Raw genomic sequence first — 23,685 nt, forward strand, 5'->3', positions numbered from 1 at the left:
AATGCCCGGTGGACCAGCGCGCGGCGTCGGATGCGGTGCATCGCACGGCGGAGGGACGTCCGCATACGGGATGTGGACGTTCCGACAACGCGGCGAGGTGCCGTAGCTGTCGTCGCGCGCCCGCCGGGAATTGCGGGACAGCCCTTGGGTCCGCCATGGACGGCCGGAGCCGCTCGTCGACTTCTTCTGCCGTAGGACGAGGGCGCGGTCGCACCACGGGCGGAGAGGTGGGTCGTCCACGAGGGCCGATCCAGCTCGCCCCCGCGACGACGAACCGCGGGGGCGGGGTGCTACTTCCTGCTCCGGAAGTCGAACGACTTCAGGGCGCCGCCCACCGCTTCGACGATGCCGGCCCGGTCGCTTCCCTCGGCGTCGCGGACAGTGATGTGGAGCGCCCAGAGGAACGTCGCGCAGCGAACGAGAACGGAAAGGAACGCGAGAAGCAGCACCGCGGCAAACGCGCACGGAGACATGGCAAGGACATCGACAAGAGACAGCGACAAGAGGGTGGACCCTTCACCTACGCGGCGGAGGCCCGGAAAAGGGCGCACTCCGTTGCGGTCGATCGACTGCAAGCTTGCCTTCCGCAGGAAGGCGTCCACGTGGGTCCACGCCCGTGGTGGCGTCCGGACGAACCGGTTCCCCAGAAGTTTCCCACAGCAACGCCCCTGTGGTCAAGACGTGTTGGCGTGCCGGACGCGGGGTGCGGTCGTCGTCGCACCTGGCCCCGGACGGCAAGCGCGGAAGTTCGCCTGCCGGATGCGTGTGACCGTTCACCCCTTCTCCGTCCGTGGTCCCGTGGAGCCTGCTCCGCGGTGCCACGCGAGGCGTCGTCGCGGCCTCCGGGGTGTCACAGGGGCGGCATTCGGCCCGGGTAGGCCCTTGACCTGTCGATTGGTCCATACCAAACTCCCAGCCACAAGCCCGTGCGAGCGCCGCCCGCAGTCCCCCCACCCGGGTCCTGTCGTTCCGTCGTGCCGTTCCGCAGAAGGTGACCTCGTGAAGATCCGCATACTGGCCCGAGCCGCCGCGCTCGTTTCCTCCGTGGTGCTGGGAGGCTGTGGCTGTCTCCCCGGAGCCGGTGACGACAGCCGCACGGTCACGGTGTGGCTGATGAAGGGCAGCGTCTCCCAGGGCTTTCTGGACCGGTTCACCGAGTCCTACGAGAAGGAGCACCCCTCCGTCCGGCTGGAGTTCGTCCTCCAGGAGTGGGGCGGCATCGGTCCCAAGGTCATGAAGACCCTTGCGGGCGACGACGTGCCGGACGTCATCGAGGTCGGCAACACCCAGGTCGCCCAGTACGCGGAGAGTGGCAAACTGCGGGATCTGACGCTGGAGACGATGCGTGATCTGGGCGGGGAGGACTGGCTCCCCGGGCTCGCCGAGCCGGGCAGCGTCAACGGCGGGCAGTACGGCATTCCCTGGTACGCCGCCAATCGCGTCGTCATCTACAACAAGGACCTCTTCGAGAAGGCGGGCATCACCGCACCACCGCGGACCCGCGAGGAGTGGATCGAGGCCACGGAGAAGCTGGACGGCGCGGACCGGCAGGGCATCTACCTCGCCGGCCAGAACTGGTACGTCCTCGCCGGGTTCATCTGGGACGAGGGCGGTGAACTGGCCGACGACCGGACCGGGGACTGGGAGGGTGCCCTCCACTCGCCCGCCGCGCTCAGGGGCATGGAGTTCTACAAGCGGCTTCAGGCGCTGGGCGACGGGCCCAAGGACGCCGACGAGCAGACGCCACCCGAGACCGACGTCTTCGCCGAGGGCGACGTCGCCCAGATCATCGCTATCCCCGGAAGCGCGGCGCTCATCGAACAGCGGAATCCCGAACTGAGGGGCAGGCTCGGTTACTTCCCCATTCCCGGCAAGAGTGCGCAGAAGCCGGGAGCCGTCTTCACCGGGGGATCGGACCTGATCGTCCCGGAGCACGCCGGCGAACGCGGTGAAGGTGTCGAGGTCGTCAAGGCACTGGCGGGTGAGCAGTGGCAGACCGAACTCGCCAAGGAGATGAGCTACGTGCCCAACAAGCCGGCCCTTGCCCATGTCATCGAGGGTCAGGAGGGAACGGCCGCGATGGCGGAGGGTGCCACGCAGGGCCGGGCGACCCCCAACTCGCCCCACTGGGCGGCGGTCGAGACGGACAACCCGATCAAGCCCTACATGACGGCGGTGCTGGAGGGCGGGGACCCGGCGACGGAGGCGAGGAAGGCGTCGCGCCGCATCACCTCCACGCTCATCTCCGGCTGACCACCCCCACCCGCCCCCGCCCGGTCCCGGGGCGGGGGCGAGGCCTGCCCCCGCCCGGGGGCCAGCCGTCGCACGTCCCGCTCTCCACGGCGCTCACGCCGAGTCCGGCCGGGCACGGAAGAAGCAGGGGCCGGGCCGGCGTGCTCCCGTGACCGCCCGCGCTCCCGGGACGCCGTGTTCCAGGCGCGACCGACGCCCGCGCAGCGGTCCGGCCGCCACCTCACCGGGGACACGGGCGCGGCGGGGGCCGCCTTCGGCGGGGACGATGGGCTCGCCGTCCCGCTCCTGCGGGGAGCCGCCGTCGGGCTCGTCGCCGAAGGCGACGGACGCCCGCGCAGCGGTCCGGCCGGTTTCCTGCCTCCACCTCACCGGAGGCACGGGCGCGGCGGGGGCCGCCTTCGGCGGGACGACCGGCTCGCCGCCCCGTTCCGGCGGCCGGGAGCCGCCGTCCGAGCGAGACGGCGAGATCCACCTCCTGCGGCGGGCCCGGCCGGCGCGCGCCGGCACGGTCCGCTCAGTCGGCCGTCGCGAGCGACAGCGCGAAACGGCCCCCGGTGTCCGTCCACCACCGGTCCAGCCGCAGCCCCGCGGCCGCCAGCTCTGCGCGCACCCCTTCCTCGCGGAACTTCGCGGAGACCTCCGTGCGCAGTTCCTCCCCCTCATCGAACGTCACCACGAGGTCCAGCTCCCGGATCTTCACCGTCAGCGCCCGCCGGGCCCGCAGCCGCATCTCGATCCACTCGTTGTCCGGGTCCCAGACGGCCACGTGGTCGAAGTCGCCGAGCTGGAAGTCGGCCCCCAGCTCGCGGTCCACCACCGTCAGGACGTTCTTGTTGAACGCGGCCGTCACCCCCGCCGCGTCGTCGTACGCGGCCACCAGCGTCGCCTCGTCCTTGACCAGGTCCGTACCGAGCAGCAGCCCGTCACCGGGCGAGAGCCGCGCCCGAACCGAGCGCAGGAACTCCGCCCGCTCACCGGGCAGCAGATTGCCCAGCGTTCCGCCCAGGAAGGCCACCAGCCGGGGACCGGGACTGTCGGGCAGCTCCAGGGCGCGCGTGAAGTCCGCGACGATCGCGTGCACGGAGAGCCCGGGCCGCTCGGCCAGCAGGGCACGGGCCGCCCCGGTGAGGGCGCTTTCGCTGACGTCCACCGGTACGTAGGTGTGCAGTGCGGGCATGGCGTCCAGCAGGTGCCGTGTCTTCTCCGAGGACCCGGACCCGAGCTCGACCAGGGTCCGCGCACCGGAGGCCGCGGCGATCTCACCGGCACGGGCCAGCAGGATCTCCCGTTCGGCCCGCGTCGGGTAGTACTCGTCCAGCCGGGTGATCTCCTCGAACAGGTCGCTGCCGTGCGCGTCGTAGAACCACTTGGGGGGCAGCGTCTTCGGCTGCCGGGTCAGACCGTCCAGTACGTCGGCGCGTAGCGCCGCGTCCGTCGCGTCGACCGGCAGGGTGCGGGTCAGCAGGAAGGGACTCACGCGGTGGGCTCCTTGAGCGGGGTCAGCGATACGTCGGTGTCCGTCGCGGCCAGCAGGGTGCGGTCCGCGACCTCACGCCAATGGGGATCGTCGTCGTACGGCTCCGAGGCCACCACCGTGCGGCGCCCCGGTTCGTGGAGGTACCAGAGCGTGTCGCCCCAGGCCGTCGCCACGATGAGGGAACCGTCCGTCACCAGCAGGTTGAGGCGTGAGCCCGGCGCCGCGTCCGCGACGTCGAGTATCGTGCCGGCGACCGCCCGGGACACCTCCCCGCCCTCGGCCACCCGGTGCAGCACGAGCGCCCATATGAGGGCCGAGTCGCTCCGCGCCGCGAGGGTGAGCAGTCGTTCGGGCGGCAGGGCGCCGGCCGGCCCGGCCAGTGAGCCGGGCCAGCCGGGCACCGCGCCGTTGTGGCTGAACAGCAGACGGCCCTCGGCGAACGGGGCCGCGGCTGCCTCCCCGTCCGCCCCGGCGAAGGTCGCGTCGCGGACGGCGGCCAGCAGCGCCGTACTGCGCACCACACGCGCCAGGTCGGCGAATCCCTCGTCGCCCCAGACCGGGCCCGTGCGCCGGTAGCGCCCTGGTACGTGATCACCGTCCGCGTACCAGCCGACCCCGAAACCGTCCGCGTTGACCGTGCCGTGCTTCTGGTGCCGGGGTTCGAAGGACTGACGTACGAGCGAGTGGGCGGGTGCCGAGAGAATCTCGCCCAAGGCCACCGGCTCGCCCACATAAGCGATATGACGGCACATCAGGCACTCCTTGCGGTCCGGAAACCGGCGAAGATCTGCCGCCTGACCGGAAGGTCCCAGTTGCGGAACGTGCCCCGGCAGGCCACCGGGTCCACGGCGAAGGAGCCGCCGCGCAGCACCTTGTGCTCCGGACCGAAGAAGACCTCCGAGTACTCGCGGTACGGGAACGGGACGAAGCCCGGGTAGGGCAGGAAATCGCTCGACGTCCACTCCCACACGTCCCCGATCAACTGCCCCGCTCCCGAGGGCGACCGGCCCGCCGGGTATGCCCCCGCCGCCGCGGGGCGCAGGTGGCGCTGGCCCAGGTTGGCGCGCTCGGGCGTCGGGTCCTCGTCCCCCCAGGGGTAGCGCAGCGAACGTCCGGCCGCCGGGTCGTGGCGGGCGGCCTTCTCCCACTCGGGTTCCGTCGGCAGCCGGCGTCCGGCCCATCGCGCGTACGCGTCGGCCTCGTACCAGCTGACGTGGAGCACCGGCTCGTCCTCCGGGACCGGTTCGGTCACCCCGAAGCGCCGGCGCAGCCACCGACCGGCGTCGCGATGCCAGAACAGGGGAGCGACGAGGCCGTGTTCGCGGACCATCGCCCAGCCTTCCGGGGCCCACCAGCGGTCGTCCGTGTACCCGCCGTCCTCGATGAACCGCCGGTAGGCGCCACAGGTGACCGGGGCGGTGTCGACGTGGAACGCCGCGACCTCGCGCCGGTGCGCGGGCCGTTCGTTGTCCAGAGCCCAGGGCTCGGCCGACGTCCCCATGGTGAACGGCCCACCGGGGACCAGCACTTCGGCCGGCAGGGTCATGGCGTCGGTGGGCTCCGGCGGCTCCGGGGCGTGCAGCACGGCCGGTCCGCGGCGCAGCTGGTGGGTGATGAGCATCGTCTCGTCGTGCTGCTGTTCGTGCTGCGCGATCATGCCGAAGGCGAAGCCCGCCCGTTCGAGCGGGCGGCCCGCGCCGTCGAGCGCGGCGCCGTCGAGGATGTCCAGCACCCGGCCGCGTACCTCGGCGGCGTAACGGCGGGCCTCGGCGGGCGGCAGCAGGGGCAGTGAGGGCCGGCTGACACGGGGGTGCTCGAAGGCGTCGTACAGCCCGTCGATCTCGGGACGCATCGCCTCACGCCCTCCCACGGCGCGCAGCAGCCACTGTTCCTCCTGGTTCCCGATGTGCGCCAGGTCCCAGACCAGGGGCGACATCAGCGGTGAGTGCTGGGCGGTCAGATCGTGGTCGTCGACGCTGTCGGTGAGCAGCGCGGTGCGTTCTCGGGCTGTCAGGAGTGCGGCCAGGGCGCGCCCGCGCAGCGCCTCCGTGTCGCATCGCAGGCCGGTGGGGATGCCGGTGCTGCCGGTGTCGGCGGTGTCGCTCATCGGCCCAAACCCTTTCCGTGCGGGGGTACGGCTCCGGTGTCGGCCGGGTGGGGAAGATCGTCGCCGGGACACCGGCCCCGCGCCACGTAACGGTCGGTGAACGCGGCGACGGTGTCCATGACGTGCCGGCTCGCCCCGACCCTGGGCAGTGCCTCCAGCGCCGCGGCGAAGCAGGCGGCGGCCGCCGAGGAGAGCTCCGGATCGCTCATCCCGTCCCGCGCGGCGGCGGTCCAGAGAGGGTTGCGGGGTGCGGCGGCGTACCCGGCCGTCTCGGCCAGGGGCTTCACGGCGCGGTACACGGTCTCGGCGGCCTCCGCGTCGTCGAGGAGTGCTGTGGTGACGGCCAGGGGGACCAGCCAGCCGTCCTCCCCGGACTGGGCGTCGATCATGCGCAGTTCGAGATGCCCGCGGGGGCGTACCGGCGGGAACAGTGTGGTGACGTGGTAGTCGAGGTCGCCGCGCACCGGCGGTCTCGGCACGCCCGTCCGGATCCAGTCCCGGAAGGACAGCTTCTCGGGTACGGCCCAGGGGGCGTCCCCGTCGCTCCGGACGCACATGACGGGGGTGTCGAGGACGTGGGCGGCCCACGCGTCACGCGGCGGACGTTCGGTCCGCGGGGCGAGCGCCCGGGCCGGATCGAGATCCGTCCACAGCGCCTGCCGCGTCGAACGCCAGCCGGTCCGTCGCCCCTGCCGGAAGGGCGAGTTGGCGAACGCCGCCACGAGGACCGCGCCCAGCAGGTGGGTGAGCTGCCAGCGCCGCGCGTAACCCAGCGGGCCCGGTTCCTCCTCGCCGGCGTCCAGGCAGACCTGGACGGACGCGGTCGTGCACATCATGGCGCGGCCGGAGGCCCCCGAGCGGTCGAGGGCGGCTTCCATCGCCGCGTAGCGGGGCTCCTGGAGGAGACGGCGCGGGGGGTGCCAGGGATCGACGCCGAGACCGGCCGGCACGAGCCCGGCCCGGCCGAGCGCGTCGCGTACGAGGGCCAGATCGGCGGCCATGGTGTCGACGCAGGACATCAGGGAGGGGGCGGGCCGGGAGCTGAGCTCCAGCTGGCCACCCGGTTCGCACGTCAGGGCCGCGTCCAGCGGGAGCGCGCGCACGGCGTCGGCTGCGGCGCGGAGCCTTTCGGGTGGAACGGCGACCTGGGGACGTTCACGGTCGTGGATGAGCCATTCGAGTTCCACTCCTACGGTCCGGGGCGGTCCCGTCTTGAAACATATGCCGCGCAGCAGCTCCTCCGCGTCGTCCTCGCCGAGCGGCTCCGCCTCGACGGGCGGGCCGTAATCACCAGGGGTGTCCAGGGGCATGCCGGGCCTCCTTCTCGGGTGCTTCCCTCCCAGCCAAACCCGTAGCGGGATTTCGCACAAGGGTGCCTTCGCGGCGCGGAAAACCGGTTGCGTCCATGCCGCGGGGGAGTCCAGCATGCCCCGTATGCACCACAGGGGGGCGCGTCCATGAGCGCGCGACTGCGCGGCATCGCGCGCGAGACGGAGGCCATCGTCCGGGCCGGGCGCTACCACCTGCCCGGAGGGCGCGAGGTGTCGATCGAGCGCGCGCTGACCACGGCACTCTCGGGGACCCGCCTGTACGGTCCGGAGCCCGTGCACGTCCCCGTACTGGACACCGGCCGCGTCCCGTTCATCGAGGTGACCCCCGAGAGCAGCCTGCGGGCGGCGCAGCGGCTGACCGAAGCGTCGGCGGGCAAGGTCGCCGTACTCACCTATGCCTCCGCCCGGAACCCGGGCGGCGGTTACCTCAACGGCGCGCAGGCGCAGGAAGAGGCACTCTGTCGCGGCTCCGCGCTCCACTCCACGCTGCTGCGCGCCCCCGAGTACTACGCGCACCACCGTGCCGAGCGCTCCGCCTTCTCCAGCGACCGGGTCATCCACTCGCCCGGCGTGCCCGTCTTCCGGGACGACCGCGGCAGACTTCTGGAGAACCCGTACACAGCCGGGTTCCTGACCTCGCCCGCGCCCAACGCGGGAGTCATCCGCAGACAGGAGCCGGACCGGGCGCACCGCATTCCGGCGGCGCTCGCGAGCCGGGCCGAACGGGTGCTCGAAGTCGCCGTCGTACGGGGTTACCGCCGGCTGGTCCTCGGGGCCTGGGGATGCGGGGTTGGGGTCTTCCGTAACGACCCGGCCGAGGTGGCAGGCGCGTTCCGTGCGCTGCTCACCGACGGCGGGCGGTTCGCGGGCCATTTCGAGCAGGTCGTCTTCGGTGTCCTGGACCGCACCCCCGACTCCGCCGTCCGGACGGCCTTCGCCAGGGTGTTCGCCGCTCAGCTCCAGCCGTAACGCTCCCGCAGCCGTCCCACCACGCGGGCGTACCTGCCCCGGTCGAGCGCACAGGCCTCACGGCGCATCCCGTCCTCGTGCACCCGCAGCACCCGGTCCAGATCCACCCAGGACGGGCGGCCGGAGCTGTCCCACGGCCCGGCGCCCAGCGCCACCCACTCGTGGTCCCCGTCGTGCTGCTTGCTGGAGAGCTGCACGGCGAGCAGGGTGCCCGCCGCCTCCCGGGCCACGACGAGCACCGGCCGGTCCTTGCCCCGCCCGTCGTTCTCCTCGAAAGGCACCCAGGTCCAGACGATCTCGCCGGGGTCGGGGGCGCCGTCGCGGTCCGGTGCGTACGAGGTGCGCACCGGCCCCACGTCGAGGGGATCGGCCTGCGAGGTCGCGGCGGGGCCGCTGCGGCCGGGGAAGTCGGACGAGGGGTCGCTGCTGTGATCGATGCGCTGGAAGGTCATCGCAACACCGTAGAACCCGCCCGGGGCGACGCGTGGAGCGGGTCCGGCCGTCCGCGCGCCGCTCACGGCCCCGTGGACCGGGCCCCGGCCCACGGGCGGTGCGGGCCGGTCTGGAAGACTGCCCGACGCGATGAGCCAGTTACCCGAGCAGCCCGCCGACCTCTCCGTACCGACCAGCGCCGACGTGGCGCGGCTCGCCGGAGTCTCCCGGGCCACCGTGTCCTACGTACTGAACAACAACACGACCGTGCGGATCAGCGAACCCACCCGGCGCCGGGTCAGGGAAGCCGCCTCCCACCTCGGCTACGTCCCGCACGCCGCGGCCCGCAGCCTGCGTGCGGGCCACACCCGGATGGTGCTCCTGCCCACGGTGCACGTCCCGGCCGACCCACTCCACCAGCGCTTCCTCGCCGACCTGCAGACGGATCTGCGGCGGCTGGACTACACCGTGGTGCAGTACGGGACCGTCGGCCTCGACGCCGGCGAGGCGGCCAGGAGCTGGGCCGAGCTCCGTCCCGTCGCGGTCGTGTCCCCGGCCGGCATCACCCTCACACCCCATGCCATCGGCGTGCTCACCCGCTCGGGTGCCAAGGCCGTCCTCACCCTCGGACCCCAGCCGGTGGAAGGGGCGCACGCCCTGGTCACCGACCAGCGCGAGGTGGGCAGCTGCGCGGTGCGGCACCTGCTCTCCCGGGGACGCCGCCGGATCGGGGTCGTCATGCCCCAGGATCCCGGCCTGGCACTGTTCTCCGGGCCGCGGCTGGCCGGCGCCCGCCGGGCCGTGGAGGAGTCGGGGACCGACGCCCGCATCCAGCCGCTGCCGCTGCGGTACGACGAGGCGTCGGCCGAGGAGCTCGCGGCGCGTTGGCGGAGCCTGGCACTGGATGCCGTGTTCGCGTACGACGACGAGTACGCCATGCTCCTGACGAGGGCGTTGCAGGACGCCGGAGTCCTGGTGCCCGCCGAGACGGCGGTGATCGGCGCCGGCGACCTGATGCTCGGCAGACTCCTGCGGCCCCGGCTCAGCAGTGTCAGGACGGAGCTGGCCACCGCCCAGCCGCCCGCCGAACTGATCGACCGGCTGGTCCAGCACCCCGGCGGAGCCCCGGAACGCCACTACCTCCTGCGGACCGCCGTCGTCGCACGCGAATCCAGCTGACCGTACGGCGGTACGTCACGACGTGCGTACCCCCCGAGGGATGTCTAGCGTCGTCGGCATGAGCCATCCGCAGAGCTACGAGATCCTGCTGTTCCCGGAGCACGAGGAGTCGGACGCCGATGCCCACGCACCCGGCACGGCCATCCGATCGGGGGTCGTGGCGGCCACCGGGGAGACCGGCGCCTCGGGCTACCCGCGCTACGCGGGCGACGGCATGGAGGCGGACATCGACCCCTCGACGCACACCGTCGAGGCGCTGCTGGTGGACGGATGGGAGCTGGACTACGCCCTCACGGTCAGGATCGCCGAGCGCGTCGGCGGTACGGAACGGGAGCTCGGCGACACCCGGCCCGAAGGGGAGGAGGGGGAACGGCCCGAGGACGCTGCGGCGGCGCCGCCCCCGGACGATCCGTCCGGGGGCGGCTGACCACCGGCTCGCGCGCCCGACGCCCACGCGAAACGCTCGGCCGGGAAACCCCGGCCGAGCGCCTGCATGAAATGCTCGCGGCCTGATCAACACAACCCCGTGTTACGGCGACCCCTGGAACCGCCGAAGCCGCCGGGCCCTCCGGACGTGTGCCGCGCGCCTACTGCGCTTCCTGCTGGGCCTGCTTCTGCTCCTCCACGGACTTGCGCACCTCGTCCATGTCCAGCTTGCGGGCCTGCCCGATGACGTCCTCGAGCGCGGCCTCCGGCAGGGCCCCCGGCTGGGAGAAGACCGCCACGTTGTCACGCACGATCATCAGCGTGGGAATGGACCGGATCTCGAAAGCGGCCGCGAGTTCCTGCTGCGCCTCCGTGTCGACCTTGGCGAAGACCAGGTCGGGGTGGCGCTCGGACGCCGAGTCGTAGACCGGCGCGAACTGCCGACACGGACCGCACCAGGAAGCCCAGAAGTCGATGAGCAGGAAGTCGTTGTCGCTGACGACCTGATCGAAGTTTTCCTTGGTGAGCTCTACGGTGCTCATACTCTGATACCTCTTCCTGGGATCCGTCAGGTCCTGCCGGGCACAACGGTGCCGCCGCCGTCCGTATTCCGCCTGCCCATGTGGCCCGGGCGCACACCCGCGACGACACTGTTCCCATGACTGATGCCAATACCGAACAGAGCACCGAGTACGACGTCGTGGTCATCGGTGCGGGGCCCGTGGGCGAGAACGTCGCGGACCGGGCCAGGGCCGCCGGACTGAGCACCGCCGTGGTGGAGTCCGAACTCGTCGGCGGCGAGTGCTCGTACTGGGCCTGCATGCCCAGCAAGGCGCTGCTGCGTCCGGTGGTCGCCCGCGCCGACGCGCGCCGCGTCCCGGGGCTGAGCGGGGCGGTCCGGGGACCGCTCGACGCGGACGCGGTCCTCGCCCACCGCGACGAGGAGGCCGCCCACTGGAAGGACGACGGCCAGGTCGCCTGGCTGGACGGCATCGGTGCCGACGTCTACCGGGGCAAGGGGCGGCTGACGGGCGTCCGGCGGGTCTCCGTGACCGCTCGGGACGGATCCCGGCAGCACCTCACCGCGCGGCACGCCGTCGCCGTCTGCACGGGCAGCCGGGCCGTCGTCCCCGCCGTTCCCGGCGCCGCCGACGTCCACCCGTGGACCAGCCGTGAGGCGACCAGCGCCAAGGAGGTACCCGGCCGCCTGGTCGTCGTCGGCGGGGGAGTGGTGGGCGTCGAGATGGCCACCGTCTGGCAGGGCCTCGGCGCCCAGGTGACGATGCTCGTCCGCGGCGGGCGGCTGCTCCCCAAGATGGAGCCCTTCGCCGGCGAACTGGTCGCAGAGGCGCTCACCGAGGCCGGCGCCCGCATCCTCACGGGCGTGTCGGCCACCGCCGTGCGCCGGGCCGGCCACGACGGCCCCGTCACCGTCGAACTCGACAACGGGGAGCGTCTGGAGACCGACGAGATCCTCTTCGCCACCGGGCGGGCCCCGCGTACCGACGACCTCGGCCTCGACACCGTGGGCCTGAAGCCCGGGTCGTGGCTCGCCGTCGACGAGAGCTGTCTCGTCGAGGGCAGCGACTGGCTCTACGCCGTCGGCGACGTCAACCACCGTGCGCTCCTGACCCACCAGGGCAAGTACCAGGCACGGATCGCCGGATCGGCGATCGCGGCCCGCGCCCAGGGCACACCGCTCCCGGACACCGGCCGCTGGGGCGCCCACGCCGCCACCGCCGACCACGCGGCCGTACCCCAGGTCGTCTTCACCGACCCGGAGGCCGCCTCGGTCGGTCTGACCCTCGCGGAGGCGGAGGCGGCGGGCCACCGGGTACGGGCCGTCGACTACGACCTGGCGTCCGTCGCCGGCTCCGGCCTCTACGCGCGGGGGTACAAGGGACGCGCCCGGATGGTCGTCGACCTGGACCGAGAGATCCTGCTCGGTGTCACCTTCGTCGGCCCGGGCATCGGGGAACTGCTGCACTCCGCGACGATCGCGGTCGCGGGCGAGGTCCCCGTCGAGCGGCTCTGGCACGCGGTTCCCGCGTACCCGACGATCAGCGAGGTCTGGCTGCGGCTGCTGGAGACGTACCGGGGCTGAAGCACCCCCGGACGGGGCGTGCGGGACCGGGCCGGAACGGCGCGCCGACGGCCGTGGGCCCGGGCCGGGACCGCTCCCAGCGGCCCGGTGCACCCCCGGCCGCGCGGAACAGGAGGGACCGCCCGCCGCCGTCCCGGCGTGTCCCGGCACGGGACGGGTGCGGGGGGAGACGATGGACGTCTCCCGGGCACCCAGGCGCCGGGTGCGGGGCGGATGGAGGCGTGCGTGAGCCAGCGGGTGGCGGCCGAGCGGAGCCGGAAGAGGAACCGGGCGGTCGTGCCCGCCGCCCCGGCGACGGGCCCGACGGGCGGTGGGGAGCAGGGAGCGGCACCGGACGGTCGGCGCCGTGTCCCCCGCACGGACGTGGTCCTGCGCGATCCCCGCCTGACGGAGGCGGCCGGTCGGCTGGGACACGATGTGGTGAAGGCGGCGGTCCGCCGGGCCCAGGAGCGCTCGCGCGAGGGCTCCCTGGCGCCCGCCGCAGTGGCCGACGCGGCGGTCGCCCTGCTGCCGCGCACGGCGAGCGGGCTGCGTCCGGTGCTCAACGCCACCGGCGTCGTACTGCACACCAACCTCGGGCGGGCCCCGCTGTCGGCGGCTGCCCGGCAGGCGGTGCGGGACGCGGCGGGGCCCACCGACGTCGAACTGGACCTGGAGACCGGGGTACGGGCCCGCCGGGGCCGCACCGCCCTGGCCGCGCTCCGTGAGCGGGTGCCGTCCGCGGCCGCCGCGCACATCGTCAACAACGGCGCCGCCGCACTCGCTCTGGTGGCCACCGCCCTCGCCGCCGGCCGCGACATCGTCATCAGCCGGGGGGAGATGGTCGAGATCGGGGACGGTTTCCGCCTGCCGGACCTGCTGGTGTCCACCGGGGCCCGACTGCGCGAAGTGGGTACCACCAACCGCACCACCGTCGCGGACTACGCCGAGGCGATCGGTCCGCAGACTGCGTTCGTCCTGAAGGTGCACCCCGGCAACTTCCTCGTCACCGGCTTCACCAGCGCCGCGGACGTCGGCGGACTGGCGTCGCTGGGCGTCCCGGTCGTCGTGGACATCGGCTCCGGACTGCTGGCCCCTCACCCGCTGCTGCCCCGGGAACCCGATGCCGGGAGCCAGCTCACCGCGGGGGCGTCACTCGTCACCGCGAGCGGCGACAAACTGCTGGGCGGACCGCAGTGCGGACTGCTCCTGGGCACCGAGGACCTGATCCGTACCGTGTCGCGCCACCCGCTGGCCCGGGCCCTGCGGGTCGACAAGCTGACCCTGGCCGCACTGGAGGCGACACTGCGCGGGCCGGGGACCCCGACCGGGGCGGCCCTGACCGCCGACCCGGCGCTCCTGACCCACCGTGCCGAACGGCTGGCCGCCGCGCTGGCCCCCGAGTGCCCCGACGTCCTGGCCGTCGGGAGCGCCGCGACGGTGGGCGGCGGCGCCGCACCCGGAGTGCCCCTGCCCAGCGCCGCACTCTCACTGCCCGAGCGGTACGCCGCCGCCCTGCGCACCGGTCCGGTACCGGTGGTCGGACGCATCGAGGCGGGGCGGTGCCTGCTCGACCTGCGAGCGGTGCCGGCCGAGGACGACGAGCGGCTGGCCGCGGCCGTACGAGCGGTCACGGAGAGGTAGGCCCCATGCGGGTACTGGCGACGGCCGGCCATGTCGATCACGGAAAGTCCTCGCTGGTGCGCAGGCTGACCGGCATGGAGCCGGACCGGTTCGAGGAGGAACGCCGACGAGGACTGACCCTGGATCTCGGGTTCGTGTGGACCCGGCCGGAGCCGGAGGACACCGGCCGGGAGCGCCTCGCCTTCGTGGACGTGCCCGGGCACGAGCGGTTCGTCGCCACCATGCTGGCCGGGGTGGGCCCCGTACCCGCCGTGCTGTTCGTGGTGGCGGCCGACCAGGGCTGGCAGCCCCAGTCGCAGGAGCACCTGGAGATCGTGCACGCCCTCGGGGTACGCCACGGCGTGCTCGCCGTGACCCGCAGCGATCTGGCCGACCCCGGGCCTGTGCGGGCGGACGCCCTGGAGCGGATCGCCGCGACGTCCCTCGGTGCGGTCCCGTCCGCCGCGGTGAGCGTCGTGACCGACGAGGGGATCGGTGAACTCCGAGCGGAACTCCACCGGTCGGCCGCGTCGCTGCCCACCCCCGACGCCGCCGCGGACGTGCGGCTGTGGCTGGACCGCGCCTTCACCGTGCGCGGTCACGGGACGGTCGTGACGGGAACCCTGGGCGCCGGCACCCTGCGGGTCGGTGACCGTCTGACGACGGGGGACGGTACCACCGGGGTGAGGATCCGCGGACTGCAGTGCCTGAACGAGAGCCGGGAGGAGGTCCGCGGCGTCGCACGGGTCGCGGTCAACGTCCACGGTGCCCCGGAGGGAGCGCTGGGCCGGGGACAGGTGCTTCTGACCCCCGGCCGCTGGCTGCTCGCGGCCACGGCCGACGTGCGGGTCGCCGGCACGCCGGCCGGGGAGCTGCCCCGGTGCCAGACGCTGCACGTCGGCACGGCCGCGGTGCCCGTCACCGTGCGGCCGCTGGGCGAGGACACCGTCAGGCTGACGTCGGCCCGCCCACTGCCCCTGCGGGTCGGGGACCGGGCCGTGCTGCGGGAACCGGGCGGACGCCGTGTGCCCTGCGGGGTGACCGTGCTCGACGTGCGGGCGCCCCGGCTGACACGTCGGGGGGCGGCCCGCGCCCGGGCCGCCGAACTGGCGGACGTGACCGGCCGTCCGGACGGCACGGCCGAGTTGCGGCGGCGTGGGATCGTCCGGCGGCCGGAACTGGAGGCCATGGGCGTACCGGCTCCCGTACCGCCCGTCGTCGGGGACTGGCTGGCCGATCCGGCTCACTGGGCGGCGCTGCGGGAGCGGTTGACCGCCGAGGTGGAGCGGCACGCGGCCAGCCATCCCCTCGACCCCGGACTGCCAGCGGAGGCGGCCCGGCGCCTGCTCGGTCTGCCCGACCGGGCCCTGGTCGACGGGCTCGCCGGGAGCCCGGGTGCGAGGGAACTGCGCTCGGCCCAGGGGCGGTTGTATCTTCCCGACCGCAGGGAACCGGGTCTTCCGCCGGCTGCCCTGGCCGCTGTCGAGGCCGTGCGGCAGGAGCTCGGGCAGGCACCGTTCCGCGCCCCGGACGCCCACCGCCTGTCCGGACTCGGGCTGACCCGCCGGGTACTGGCGGCCGCCGTCGAGGCCGGCCTGCTGCTGAGGGTCGGCGACGGCATCGTTCTGCTGCCGGGAGCGGACGCCCGGGCGGCGGACGTCCTGCGGGACATGCCCCAGCCGTTCACGCTCAGCGAGGCCCGGCAGGCGCTGGACACCACGCGCCGGGTGGCCGTACCCCTGCTGGAGTTCCTGGACACCCGCGGAGTCACCGAGCGGGTGGACGAGCGGCGACGGCGCTGCCGGGGGTGACCGGAACAGCGGAGGCGGACGGGAATCGAACCCGCCTGCCCGAGATCCTCGGGCACCTCGGTTTTGAAGACCGGGAGGGCCACCAGGCACCCACACGCCTCCATCGCCCGCCCAGGTTAGCGGAGGGCCACCGACGCACCGGGTACAGGCTCGCCGTCGCGGCGGGACACCCGCGTGTGCCGCCCACCCGTCCGGCGGCAGCACCCGAGCGCCCCGTCGCACCTCACCGTCATCCCTCGACCCAGGAGAACCGGACATGACCTCACCCGGCGGAACCCGCGTACGGCTCACCCAGTTCGCCCACGGTGGCGGCTGCGCCTGCAAGATCCCGCCCGGCGAGCTGGAGGACGTGCTCGGCGGCCTGACCGCTTCCACGCCGGCCGCGAGTGGCACTCGGCTCCTGGTCGGGCTGGCCACCGGAGACGACGCGGCCGTCGTCGCCCTGCCCGCCCGGGACGGCCTGCCGGGGCAGGCGGTGATCTCCACCGCCGACTTCTTCACCCCCGTCGTCGACGACCCGTACGACTGGGGCCGCATCGCCGCGGCCAACGCCCTGTCCGACGTCTACGCGATGGGAGGCCGTCCGATCCTCGCCGTCAACCTGCTGGCGTGGCCTCGCGACGTCCTGCCCATGGACCTCGCGCGGGAAGTGCTGCGGGGTGGGCTGGACATCGCCGCGGAGGCGCACTGTCCGGTGGGCGGCGGGCACAGCGTGGACGACCCGGAACCCAAGTACGGGATGGCCGTCACCGGCCTCGCCGACCCGGACCGGCTGCTGCGCAACGACGCGGGCCGGCCGGGCACCCCGCTGTCCCTCACCAAGCCTCTCGGGCTCGGTGTGCTCAACAACCGGCACAAGGCCACCGGCGATCGTTTCGAGCAGGCCGTGGCCACCATGGTCGCCCTCAACCGGGACGCGTCGGCCGCGGCCCTGGCGGCCGGGGCGGCCTGTGCCACCGACGTCACCGGCTTCGGCTTCCTCGGCCATCTGCACAAGCTGGCCCGCGCCTCGGGCGTCACGGCCGTGGTCGACACCGCGGCCGTGCCCTACCTCGACGGGGCACGGGAGGCGGTGCGCGACGGATACGTCAGCGGAGGTACCCGGCGCAACCTCGAGTGGGTGGGGCCGTTCACCGACTTCGGGCGCACGGACACCGGTACCCGGCTCCTCCTGGCCGACGCCCAGACCTCCGGTGGCCTGCTGGTGGCGGGGGAGGTGCCCGGAGCGCCGGTGGTCGGCGAACTGGTGCCGCGTGGCCCGCGTTCCGTCGTCCTGCGCTGAGGCCTTTCCGGTCCGCTCAGAGTTCGGTGCCGGTCCGCTCGTCGATGCCCGCCCGCGCCCGGTAGGCCCGTACCAGCTCCAGGGCCGCCGGTCCCCGCGGGCGGCGCCCCGGCCGGATGTCGACGGCGAAGGCCTTCGTCTCCTGGATGTGTGTGTTCGGGTCGAGTGACATGTGCACCAGTTCGTTGGCGGCGTCGCCGGTCGTGCAGCCGTTCGGCCCCCAGTGGTACGGCATCCCGACCTGGTGCAGCGTGCGGCCCTGCACGGTGAGAGGCGCCATCCGGTCGGTGACCAGGACCCGGGCCTCGATCACCCCGCGCGCGCTCACGACCGTCGCCCAGCCGGTGTGCTCCAGTCCGCGTTCGGCCGCGAGGCCGGGGGAGACCTCGCAGAAGAACTCGGGCTGCAACTCGGCCAGATAGGGCTGCCAGCGGGACATGCCCCCTGCGGTGTGGTGCTCGGTGATGCGGTAGGTCGTGGCGACGTACGGGAAGACCTCCGACCCGGGCTCCTCGCCGCTGGGCTGATAGCGGTTGTCGGGATGCGGGGGCAGGAGGTGCCGCACGGGATTGCGCTGCTGCCCGTACAGGAGGTTCGGGAACGGTGAGTCCTGCGGCTCGTAGTGGGTCGGCAACGGGCCGTCCGTGAGCCCGGACGGCACGTACAGCCATGCCTTGCCGTCCGCCTGCATGATGAAGGGGTCGATGCCCGAAAGCCCCTCCGGGCCCTTCGCCCCGGGTGGCGGCCGGTGACCGGGAGACCGGTCGGCCTCGAAGTCCGGGACGTCGTGGCCACGCCAGGAGCCCTCGTCCTCGTCCCACCACACGAGCGCCTTGCGTTCGCTCCACGGCCTGCCCTGCGGATCGGCCGAGGCCCGGTTGTACAGGATGCGGCGGTTGGCGGGCCAGGCCCAGCCCCATTCGGCGGCCACCCAGTCCTGTTCCTGGCCCGGTGTGCGGCGGGCCGCCTGGTTGACGCCGTCGGCGTGGACCCCGCAGTAGATCCAGCAGCCGCAGGCGGTGGAACCGTCGTCCTCGAGCTGCTGGTACGAACTCAGCGGAACGCCGTCGGCGTCGTGCCCGTTGATCTCGGCCAGGACCGCCCCGGCGTCGGGCTCGGCGTGTTCGCCCCGGGTCGGGTACTCCCACGTCAGGTCGAGGAGCGGCCGGTCCATGGGATCGGTCGACCGGGCCAGCTTCTCCCGGACGAGCCGCCCGAGGTGGTAGGTGAACCACAGGTCGCTGCGCGCCTCACCGGGAGGTTCCACGGCCTGATGATGCCATTGCAGGAGTCGCTGGGTGTTGGTGAAGCTGCCTTCCTTCTCGGTGTGCGCGGCGGCGGGAAGGAAGAAGACCTCGGTGCCGATGTCCTCCGTCCGCATTTCGCCGGTCTCGATCTCGGGGCCGTCCTTCCACCACGTGGCCGACTCGATCAGGGAGAAGTCCCGGACGACGAGCCAGTCCAGGGCTGCCATCCCCAGCCGTTGCATCTTGGCGTCGGCGGAACCGACCGCGGGGTTCTCCCCCACGAGGAAGTAGCCCTTGCAGGTGCCCTCCAGCTGGGCCATGACCGTCTCGTACGTGGAGTGCGAACCGGTGAGCCGCGGCAGGTAGTCGAAGCAGAAGTCGTTCTCCGCAACGGCCGCGTCGCCCCAGTACGCCTTGAGGAGGCTGACGAGGTAGGAGCGCATGTTCCCCCAGTAGCCCTTGCGCGTGGCCTCGGCCCGGACGAACGCGTCGAGGTCCTGCCGCTGGTGGGCGTGCGGCATGGGGATGTATCCGGGGAGCAGGTTGAACAGGGTGGGGATGTCCGTGGACCCCTGGATGGAGGCGTGTCCGCGCAACGCGAGGATTCCGCCGCCCGGCCGGCCGATGTTTCCGAGCAGGGTCTGCAGGACGGAGGCGGCGCGGATGTACTGCACGCCGACGGTGTGCTGGGTCCAGCCGACCGCGTAGGCGAACGCGGTCGTGCGCTCGCGCCCGGAATTCTGCGTGACCAGATCGCACACCTGGCGGAAGAGGTCCCGCGGTACACCGCAGGCCTCCTCGACGACCTCCGGGGTGTAGCGGGCGTAGTGGCGCTTGAGCACCTGGAAGACGCACCGGGGATGGGAGAGCGTCTCGTCCCGTTCCGCCTCGCCCTCCCCGAGGTCGGCACCGCCCGAGCCGTGCGACTCCCCGCGCGCGGCCTCCGTCACCGAGCTGCCGCCGGTGCGCTTCGGGTACTCCTGGTCCCGTTCGCCCGATGCCGCCTGCATCTCCGTGCCCTGGTACTGCCAGCTGCCGTTGTCGTAGCTGCGGCTCTCCGGATCGAGACCGGAGAAGACACCGTCGAGGTCCTCGGTGTCGCGGAAGTCCTCCCGCAGGACGACCGGCCCGTTGGTGTAACTGACGACGTAGTCACGGAAGTAGCCGTCCGTCTGCAGGACGTGGTTGATGATCCCGCCGAGGAAGACGATGTCGGATCCCGCGCGCAGCGGCACGTGCACGTCGGCCAGCGCGCTGGTGCGGGTGAACCGCGGGTCGACGTGGATCACCTTCGCGCCGCGTGCCTTGGCCTCCATCACCCACTGGAACCCGACGGGATGGCACTCCGCCATGTTCGAGCCCTGGATGACGATGCAGTCGGAGTTCTGCAGGTCCTGCTGGAAGGTGGTCGCGCCGCCGCGGCCGAACGAGGTTCCCAGACCGGGAACGGTGGAGGAGTGTCAAACACGCGCCTGGTTCTCGATCTGAACCGCCCCCATGGCGGTGAACAACTTCTTGATCAGGTAGTTCTCCTCGTTGTCGAGCGTCGCCCCGCCCAGACTCGCGACACCCAGCGTGCGCCGGGTACGGGCGCCGTCGACCTCCCACTGCCAGCCCGCCCGGCGAGCCTCGATCACCCGGTCGGCGATCATGTCCATGGCCGAATCCAGGTCCAGCCGTTCCCACTCGGTGCCGTGCGGGCGACGGTAGAGGACGTCGTGCTCACGTGCGGCGCCGGTCGTCAGCTGCAGACTGGCCGACCCCTTGGGGCACAGCCGGCCGCGCGAGATGGGGGAGTCCGGGTCGCCCTCGATCTGGGTGACGCGTCCGTCCTCGACGTAGACGTTCTGGCCGCAGCCCACCGCGCAGTAGGGGCAGACCGACTTGACCACCCGATCGGCGGAGGCGACCCGGGGAGTGAGCCGCGCGGTGGTCCCGCTCTTCGCCGCGGCTCCGCGGCCCAGCGGATCCGTACCCGTCAGCTGCCGGTGGACGGGCCAGGAGTCGATCCAGGTGCGTACGCCCATGACGTCTGCCCTTTCGGTGATGCCGTTCCCCGGCGGTGCCCGCACCCCGTACGCCCGCACGGCGACGGCCCGGAGTTCCGGTTCCTCCTGCGGAGCATCCTCCCGCATTCCCCCCGCTACGGCACTTCCGGCCGGGCGTGCAGGCCGCCGTCGTCGTACGCCGCCTGACGCGCAGGCCGTGCGGGCGAGGCATCGCGGGGCCGTCGCGGGAGACCGTCGGCCGGGGACGGGTGTCACCCCCACCGGCGGATGCTCACCGGTGCGTACGGAAGGTGGCGCGGTGACGCGGTACCCGGCCGCAGGTGCCGGGAGGCGGCCCGAAGCGGTGGGCGCTTCGGGCGAGGGAGATCAGGACCGGGGGCCCTCGGGCCCGGGGTCCCCGGACCGCGACCGTGCGTCGAGCCGCTCCCGCTGCGGCACGACCGTGTACCTGGGGTCCTCCGCCGACACCACCCCGGCGTGGAAGACGCCGAAGCGCAGGGCCGCGGAACCGGCCAGCAAGGCCGTGCCCGCCACGGCGGCGGGGGCGCGGCCTCGTCCACCCGCGTAGCCGGCCAGCGCGGCGCCGCCGGCCGTGAGGATCTCCGACGCACGCACCAGCGTCTGCGGCCTGCCCTCGGCGAACGGCTCGGCCGCCTGCCCCATGCGCCGCTTCATCACCCGGAAGGCGCCCAGTTCCAGAGCGGCCCCGAGGACGGCCATGCGGCGCGCGGGACCGGACCGGCCGGGCGGTGTGCAGGCCAGTGCGAGCCCGGCGGCCGCGGTGGCGGCGGACCCGGCGAAGACGAACGGCATCTCCCGGTAGCCCTCGTGCCACGAAGGCACGGCGGTGTCCGAGAGGAGTACCGCGGTGTAGGTGGCCACGGCCGGGCCCAGGACGGCTGCCGACGCCGTGGCGGCGGCACCTGTCAGGCGGTAGCGCCCGGCGGCATCGGTGGCTGCGGCGACCACCGTGAGCGGCGCGTACGCCGCGAGCAGCCAGGAGCCGATGTTCATCGGCGAGGTGGGCTTGAAGACGCGCAGCATGTTGACGAACCGGGCGGGTCGGCCGAGGTCGTGCACGAGTGCCGCGAGCGAGAGGGAGATGGCGCCGGCCGCCCCGAGTTTCGCCGTTCGTGCCAGGGCGGGCCGGTCCGTCACGTGCGCCCCCGCGGCCAGCAGCGACGAGGCTCCGGCCAGGCCGCCCAGATAGAGGTAGCCCGCGATGTCCAGCGGTTTCCACCGTGGTCTGTTCAGGATCGGTCTGCCGTAGTAGGAGGAGAACTCGGCCTCGGGCACCATGGCCCGCTCGCCCCGCCCGCGGCGCCGGCGTCCCGCGTGCTCCCCCGTGGTGGCGTCACGTCCGGGGCGCGCGCCCCCGGCGCCCGCGCGGCTCACGTCCGGACCTCTCATCGGGACCTCCTGGCGAAGCTGACGACCGCGAGCGCGGCCAGCGAGGCGGCGGCCGTGGCCGCGTGCCGCCACATGGCGGGCAGATCACGGGTGGTGACGACCGGGTCCGGCGGCAGGCCGTAGACCTCCGGCTGGTCGAGCAGCAGGAAGAAGGCCCCGTCGCCACCGACTCCGTCCTGCGGGTCCTCCCCGTACAGGCGGGCGTCCGTCACCCCGGCCGCGTGCAGCTGCGCGACCCTGGCCGCCGCCCGCTCCCGCAGTTCGTCCAGCGGGCCGAACTGGATGGACCGAGTCGGGCAGGCCTTCGCGCACGCCGGTTCCATGCCGACGCCCAGCCGGTCGTAGCAGAGGGTGCACTTCCAGGCCCGGCCGTCGTCGGGGCGCTGGTCGATGACGCCGTACGGGCAGGCGGGGACGCAGTAGCCGCAGCCGTTGCAGATGTCCTCCTGCACGACGACCGTGCCGAACTCGGTGCGGAAGAGGGACCCGGTGGGGCACACGTCGAGGCAGGCGGCGTGGGTGCAGTGCTTGCAGACGTCCGAGGACATCAGCCAGCGCAGCTCGCTGCGCCCGTCGGGTGCGACGGGGGAGATCTCCCCGGACGGGGCCCCCGCGGGTGCCTCCCCGCAGCCCGGTCCGGGGGACGTAGCGCCCGGGCCCGGCGCGGAGGGTGTGACGCCCAGGTCGCGGGCGGCCGCGAAGACGTCCACGGTGTCCTGGCCGGTGCCGGGTTCCTGGCCGCCCAGGGGTTTGCGCTGCTCGATGAAGGCCACGTGCCGCCACGTGCTTCCGCCGAGCCCCTGGGTGTTGTCGTAGGACATCCCCGTCAGTTCCAGCCCGTCCTCGGGAATGGCGTTCCACTCCTTGCACGCCACCTCGCACGCCTTGCAGCCGATGCACACGGAGGTGTCCGTGAAGAACCCCACGCGCTGCGGGGCGTCCGGGTACCCGGCGGCTCGTGCCACGTCGGGTTCCGGGCCTGACAGCAGTCCACCGTCCGCGACCGTCCTGTCCGCTCCGCCCCAAGTACCGTCCGTCATGGCCGGACCTCCTCGCTCATGTGGTGGTGGCGTCGCCCTGCTCGCCGGCGGAACGGCCTGTGGCCGGTGAACGATCCGCGCGGTGACCTCCCACCGAAGCCGCAGCCGCAGCCGTACGCCGGTAGCCGCTCCCCGCACGGGTGAGCCCGCGTGCACCGCCTGCCGCCGTCCGGGACGGCCTGCCGTCGGTAGGAAACCGCCACGGTGTGCTGCCCTCCTGCCTCGGATCGTCGGCCGCCTCGCCGTGTCCGGCTGCTCACCGATCGTTCGAGCCTCCCACGGGTTCCCCCGGTGCGCGCGTCCGGAAAGGCGGTCCCGGCAGGGGGCGGACCGCAGACCGACGGTCGAACGCGCTCCGCGTCCCTCCGCATGAGGCGCCGAGCCGTGCGGGCCGAAGGGGGGAGGCGGGCACCTCGGTGACGGTGACCGCGTGCCTTCCTGGTCCGTTTGCGTTTGGGACGGCGGGGTACGCGGCCCGGCGTCGACATCCCCGCAGGAGAAAGGACCACGTCATGGGCCACGGAGGAGACGTCATCGCCGAGCTGACCACGGATCACCGCGAGGTCGACGAACTGTTCGCGAAGATCGAAGCGCTGCCCCCGGGGGAGAAGCGGCGCAAGCAGTACGCGGACGAGGCCGTCATCGAACTGGTGCGGCACTCGGTGGCCGAAGAGGCGTACCTCTACCCGGCGGTGCGCAAACTCCTGCCGGACGGTGACGCCCTCGCCGACAAGGAGATCGAGGAGCACGCCGAAGCGGAACGGACGATGAAGGAACTCGAAGGCACCGAGGCGGGCGACGCCGAGTTCGACCGCCTCATCGGGCACCTGATGACGGAGATCCGCTCGCACGTGCGCGACGAGGAGGACAACCTCTTCCCCCGGCTGAGGAAGGCGGCATCCGCCGAGGAACTGGCCGACCTGGGCGACAAGGTCCGTCGCGCCAAGAAGACCGCCCCGACCCGCCCCCACCCCTCCGCCCCGGACACCCCGCCCGCCAACAAACT

General features: G+C 73.2%; 19 protein-coding genes and 1 tRNA gene. 9 read left to right on the forward strand and 11 right to left on the reverse strand.

Annotated elements, in window-relative coordinates:
- Positions 1-290: 290 nt before the first annotated feature.
- On the reverse strand, positions 291-602 hold the full coding sequence (locus BA175_RS05325) for a hypothetical protein (RefSeq protein ID WP_069170028.1): 312 nt from the start codon (positions 600-602) through the stop codon (positions 291-293).
- Between the two features lie 397 nt (positions 603-999).
- Here BA175_RS05325 and BA175_RS05330 point away from each other — a divergent pair, with 397 nt between their 5' ends.
- Positions 1,000-2,253 (forward strand): extracellular solute-binding protein, encoded by a 1,254-nt coding sequence (locus tag BA175_RS05330; RefSeq protein WP_069170029.1) that lies wholly within the window; start codon positions 1,000-1,002, stop codon positions 2,251-2,253.
- Positions 2,254-2,767: 514 nt separating this feature from the next.
- On the opposite strand, the gene egtD is transcribed toward BA175_RS05330, so the two are convergent.
- From egtD to egtA, 4 genes are read right to left on the reverse strand one after another with little or no spacing between them, the layout of a single operon-like run.
- Positions 2,768-3,730, reverse strand: coding sequence for an L-histidine N(alpha)-methyltransferase (egtD, locus tag BA175_RS05340; protein ID WP_069170031.1), 963 nt, complete (start codon positions 3,728-3,730; stop codon positions 2,768-2,770).
- Positions 3,727-4,482 (reverse strand): ergothioneine biosynthesis protein EgtC, encoded by a 756-nt coding sequence (egtC, locus tag BA175_RS05345; protein WP_069170032.1) that lies wholly within the window; start codon positions 4,480-4,482, stop codon positions 3,727-3,729. The genes egtD and egtC overlap by 4 nt, the downstream gene beginning before the upstream one ends.
- Positions 4,482-5,837, reverse strand: coding sequence for an ergothioneine biosynthesis protein EgtB (egtB, locus tag BA175_RS05350; RefSeq protein ID WP_069170033.1), 1,356 nt, complete (start codon positions 5,835-5,837; stop codon positions 4,482-4,484). The genes egtC and egtB overlap by 1 nt, the downstream gene beginning before the upstream one ends.
- Positions 5,834-7,147, reverse strand: a complete 1,314-nt coding sequence (gene egtA / locus BA175_RS05355) for an ergothioneine biosynthesis glutamate--cysteine ligase EgtA (RefSeq protein WP_069170034.1) — start codon at positions 7,145-7,147, stop codon at positions 5,834-5,836. The genes egtB and egtA overlap by 4 nt, the downstream gene beginning before the upstream one ends.
- A gap of 147 nt (positions 7,148-7,294) precedes the next feature.
- Here egtA and BA175_RS05360 point away from each other — a divergent pair, with 147 nt between their 5' ends.
- On the forward strand, positions 7,295-8,137 hold the full coding sequence (locus BA175_RS05360) for a TIGR02452 family protein (RefSeq protein ID WP_069170035.1): 843 nt from the start codon (positions 7,295-7,297) through the stop codon (positions 8,135-8,137).
- Here BA175_RS05360 and BA175_RS05365 read toward each other — a convergent pair.
- Entirely contained in the window at positions 8,122-8,589 is a 468-nt protein-coding gene (locus BA175_RS05365) for a type II toxin-antitoxin system PemK/MazF family toxin (protein ID WP_069170036.1), read from the reverse strand. The genes BA175_RS05360 and BA175_RS05365 overlap by 16 nt on opposite strands.
- Before the next feature lie 130 nt (positions 8,590-8,719).
- Here BA175_RS05365 and BA175_RS05370 point away from each other — a divergent pair, with 130 nt between their 5' ends.
- Positions 8,720-9,748, forward strand: coding sequence for a LacI family DNA-binding transcriptional regulator (locus tag BA175_RS05370; protein WP_069170037.1), 1,029 nt, complete (start codon positions 8,720-8,722; stop codon positions 9,746-9,748).
- A 58-nt stretch (positions 9,749-9,806) separates the two neighbouring features.
- Entirely contained in the window at positions 9,807-10,175 is a 369-nt protein-coding gene (locus BA175_RS05375) for a hypothetical protein (protein WP_079159383.1), read from the forward strand.
- A 160-nt stretch (positions 10,176-10,335) separates the two neighbouring features.
- Here BA175_RS05375 and trxA read toward each other — a convergent pair whose 3' ends face one another.
- Complete coding sequence (trxA, locus tag BA175_RS05380) at positions 10,336-10,716, reverse strand: thioredoxin (RefSeq protein WP_069170038.1); 381 nt, start codon at positions 10,714-10,716, stop codon at positions 10,336-10,338.
- Positions 10,717-10,832: 116 nt separating this feature from the next.
- Between trxA and BA175_RS05385 the strand changes: the two genes are divergently transcribed.
- From BA175_RS05385 to BA175_RS05395, 3 genes are all read left to right on the forward strand, one after another.
- Positions 10,833-12,278, forward strand: a complete 1,446-nt coding sequence (locus BA175_RS05385) for a dihydrolipoyl dehydrogenase family protein (RefSeq protein WP_069170039.1) — start codon at positions 10,833-10,835, stop codon at positions 12,276-12,278.
- Positions 12,279-12,491: 213 nt separating this feature from the next.
- Positions 12,492-13,901, forward strand: coding sequence for an L-seryl-tRNA(Sec) selenium transferase (selA, locus tag BA175_RS05390; RefSeq protein ID WP_079159384.1), 1,410 nt, complete (start codon positions 12,492-12,494; stop codon positions 13,899-13,901).
- A gap of 5 nt (positions 13,902-13,906) precedes the next feature.
- On the forward strand, positions 13,907-15,691 hold the full coding sequence (locus BA175_RS05395) for a selenocysteine-specific translation elongation factor (RefSeq protein WP_069170040.1): 1,785 nt from the start codon (positions 13,907-13,909) through the stop codon (positions 15,689-15,691).
- An 8-nt stretch (positions 15,692-15,699) separates the two neighbouring features.
- On the opposite strand, the gene BA175_RS31050 is transcribed toward BA175_RS05395, so the two are convergent.
- Positions 15,700-15,793, reverse strand: a tRNA-Sec gene (locus BA175_RS31050).
- A 154-nt stretch (positions 15,794-15,947) separates the two neighbouring features.
- Here BA175_RS31050 and selD point away from each other — a divergent pair.
- Positions 15,948-16,973, forward strand: coding sequence for a selenide, water dikinase SelD (gene selD / locus BA175_RS05400; RefSeq protein ID WP_069170041.1), 1,026 nt, complete (start codon positions 15,948-15,950; stop codon positions 16,971-16,973).
- Between the two features lie 16 nt (positions 16,974-16,989).
- Here selD and fdh read toward each other — a convergent pair whose 3' ends face one another.
- The 3 genes from fdh to BA175_RS05420 form a co-directional block, all read right to left on the reverse strand.
- Positions 16,990-20,247: a formate dehydrogenase gene (gene fdh / locus BA175_RS05405; RefSeq protein ID WP_175420744.1), complete on the reverse strand. Its 3,258-nt coding sequence runs from the start codon at positions 20,245-20,247 to the stop codon at positions 16,990-16,992.
- 348 nt (positions 20,248-20,595) lie between these two features.
- Positions 20,596-21,639 carry an NrfD/PsrC family molybdoenzyme membrane anchor subunit gene (gene nrfD, locus BA175_RS05415; RefSeq protein ID WP_175420745.1) on the reverse strand — a complete coding sequence of 348 codons (1,044 nt, stop codon included), beginning with the start codon at positions 21,637-21,639 and terminating at the stop codon, positions 20,596-20,598.
- The gene (locus tag BA175_RS05420; RefSeq protein ID WP_069170043.1) at positions 21,636-22,679 is read right to left on the reverse strand and encodes a 4Fe-4S dicluster domain-containing protein; all 1,044 of its coding nucleotides are present in this window, start codon (positions 22,677-22,679) and stop codon (positions 21,636-21,638) included. Before BA175_RS05420 ends, nrfD begins: the two co-directional genes overlap by 4 nt.
- Positions 22,680-23,191: 512 nt before the next feature.
- Between BA175_RS05420 and BA175_RS05425 the strand changes: the two genes are divergently transcribed.
- Positions 23,192-23,685 (forward strand): hemerythrin domain-containing protein (locus BA175_RS05425; RefSeq protein ID WP_107407537.1); only part of this gene is annotated, 494 nt, incomplete at its 3' end.

It is taken from the genome of Streptomyces griseus, from assembly GCF_001715295.1.
Lineage (GTDB): Bacteria > Actinomycetota > Actinomycetes > Streptomycetales > Streptomycetaceae > Streptomyces > Streptomyces griseus_G.

Bases quoted from the DNA above. Each gene is read 5' to 3' on its own strand.
- BA175_RS05395 (WP_069170040.1), top strand. From the start codon at position 13,907: ATGCGGGTACTGGCGACGGCCGGCCATGTCGATCACGGAAAGTCCTCG.
- egtB (WP_069170033.1), bottom strand. From the start codon at position 5,837: ATGAGCGACACCGCCGACACCGGCAGCACCGGCATCCCCACCGGCCTG.
- selD (WP_069170041.1), top strand. From the start codon at position 15,948: ATGACCTCACCCGGCGGAACCCGCGTACGGCTCACCCAGTTCGCCCAC.
- trxA (WP_069170038.1), bottom strand. From the start codon at position 10,716: ATGAGCACCGTAGAGCTCACCAAGGAAAACTTCGATCAGGTCGTCAGC.
- BA175_RS05385 (WP_069170039.1), top strand. From the start codon at position 10,833: ATGACTGATGCCAATACCGAACAGAGCACCGAGTACGACGTCGTGGTC.
- BA175_RS05370 (WP_069170037.1), top strand. From the start codon at position 8,720: ATGAGCCAGTTACCCGAGCAGCCCGCCGACCTCTCCGTACCGACCAGC.
- selA (WP_079159384.1), top strand. From the start codon at position 12,492: ATGGAGGCGTGCGTGAGCCAGCGGGTGGCGGCCGAGCGGAGCCGGAAG.
- nrfD (WP_175420745.1), bottom strand. From the start codon at position 21,639: ATGAGAGGTCCGGACGTGAGCCGCGCGGGCGCCGGGGGCGCGCGCCCC.
- egtA (WP_069170034.1), bottom strand. From the start codon at position 7,147: ATGCCCCTGGACACCCCTGGTGATTACGGCCCGCCCGTCGAGGCGGAG.
- BA175_RS05360 (WP_069170035.1), top strand. From the start codon at position 7,295: ATGAGCGCGCGACTGCGCGGCATCGCGCGCGAGACGGAGGCCATCGTC.
- egtC (WP_069170032.1), bottom strand. From the start codon at position 4,482: ATGTGCCGTCATATCGCTTATGTGGGCGAGCCGGTGGCCTTGGGCGAG.
- BA175_RS05375 (WP_079159383.1), top strand. From the start codon at position 9,807: ATGAGCCATCCGCAGAGCTACGAGATCCTGCTGTTCCCGGAGCACGAG.
- BA175_RS05365 (WP_069170036.1), bottom strand. From the start codon at position 8,589: ATGACCTTCCAGCGCATCGATCACAGCAGCGACCCCTCGTCCGACTTC.
- BA175_RS05420 (WP_069170043.1), bottom strand. From the start codon at position 22,679: ATGACGGACGGTACTTGGGGCGGAGCGGACAGGACGGTCGCGGACGGT.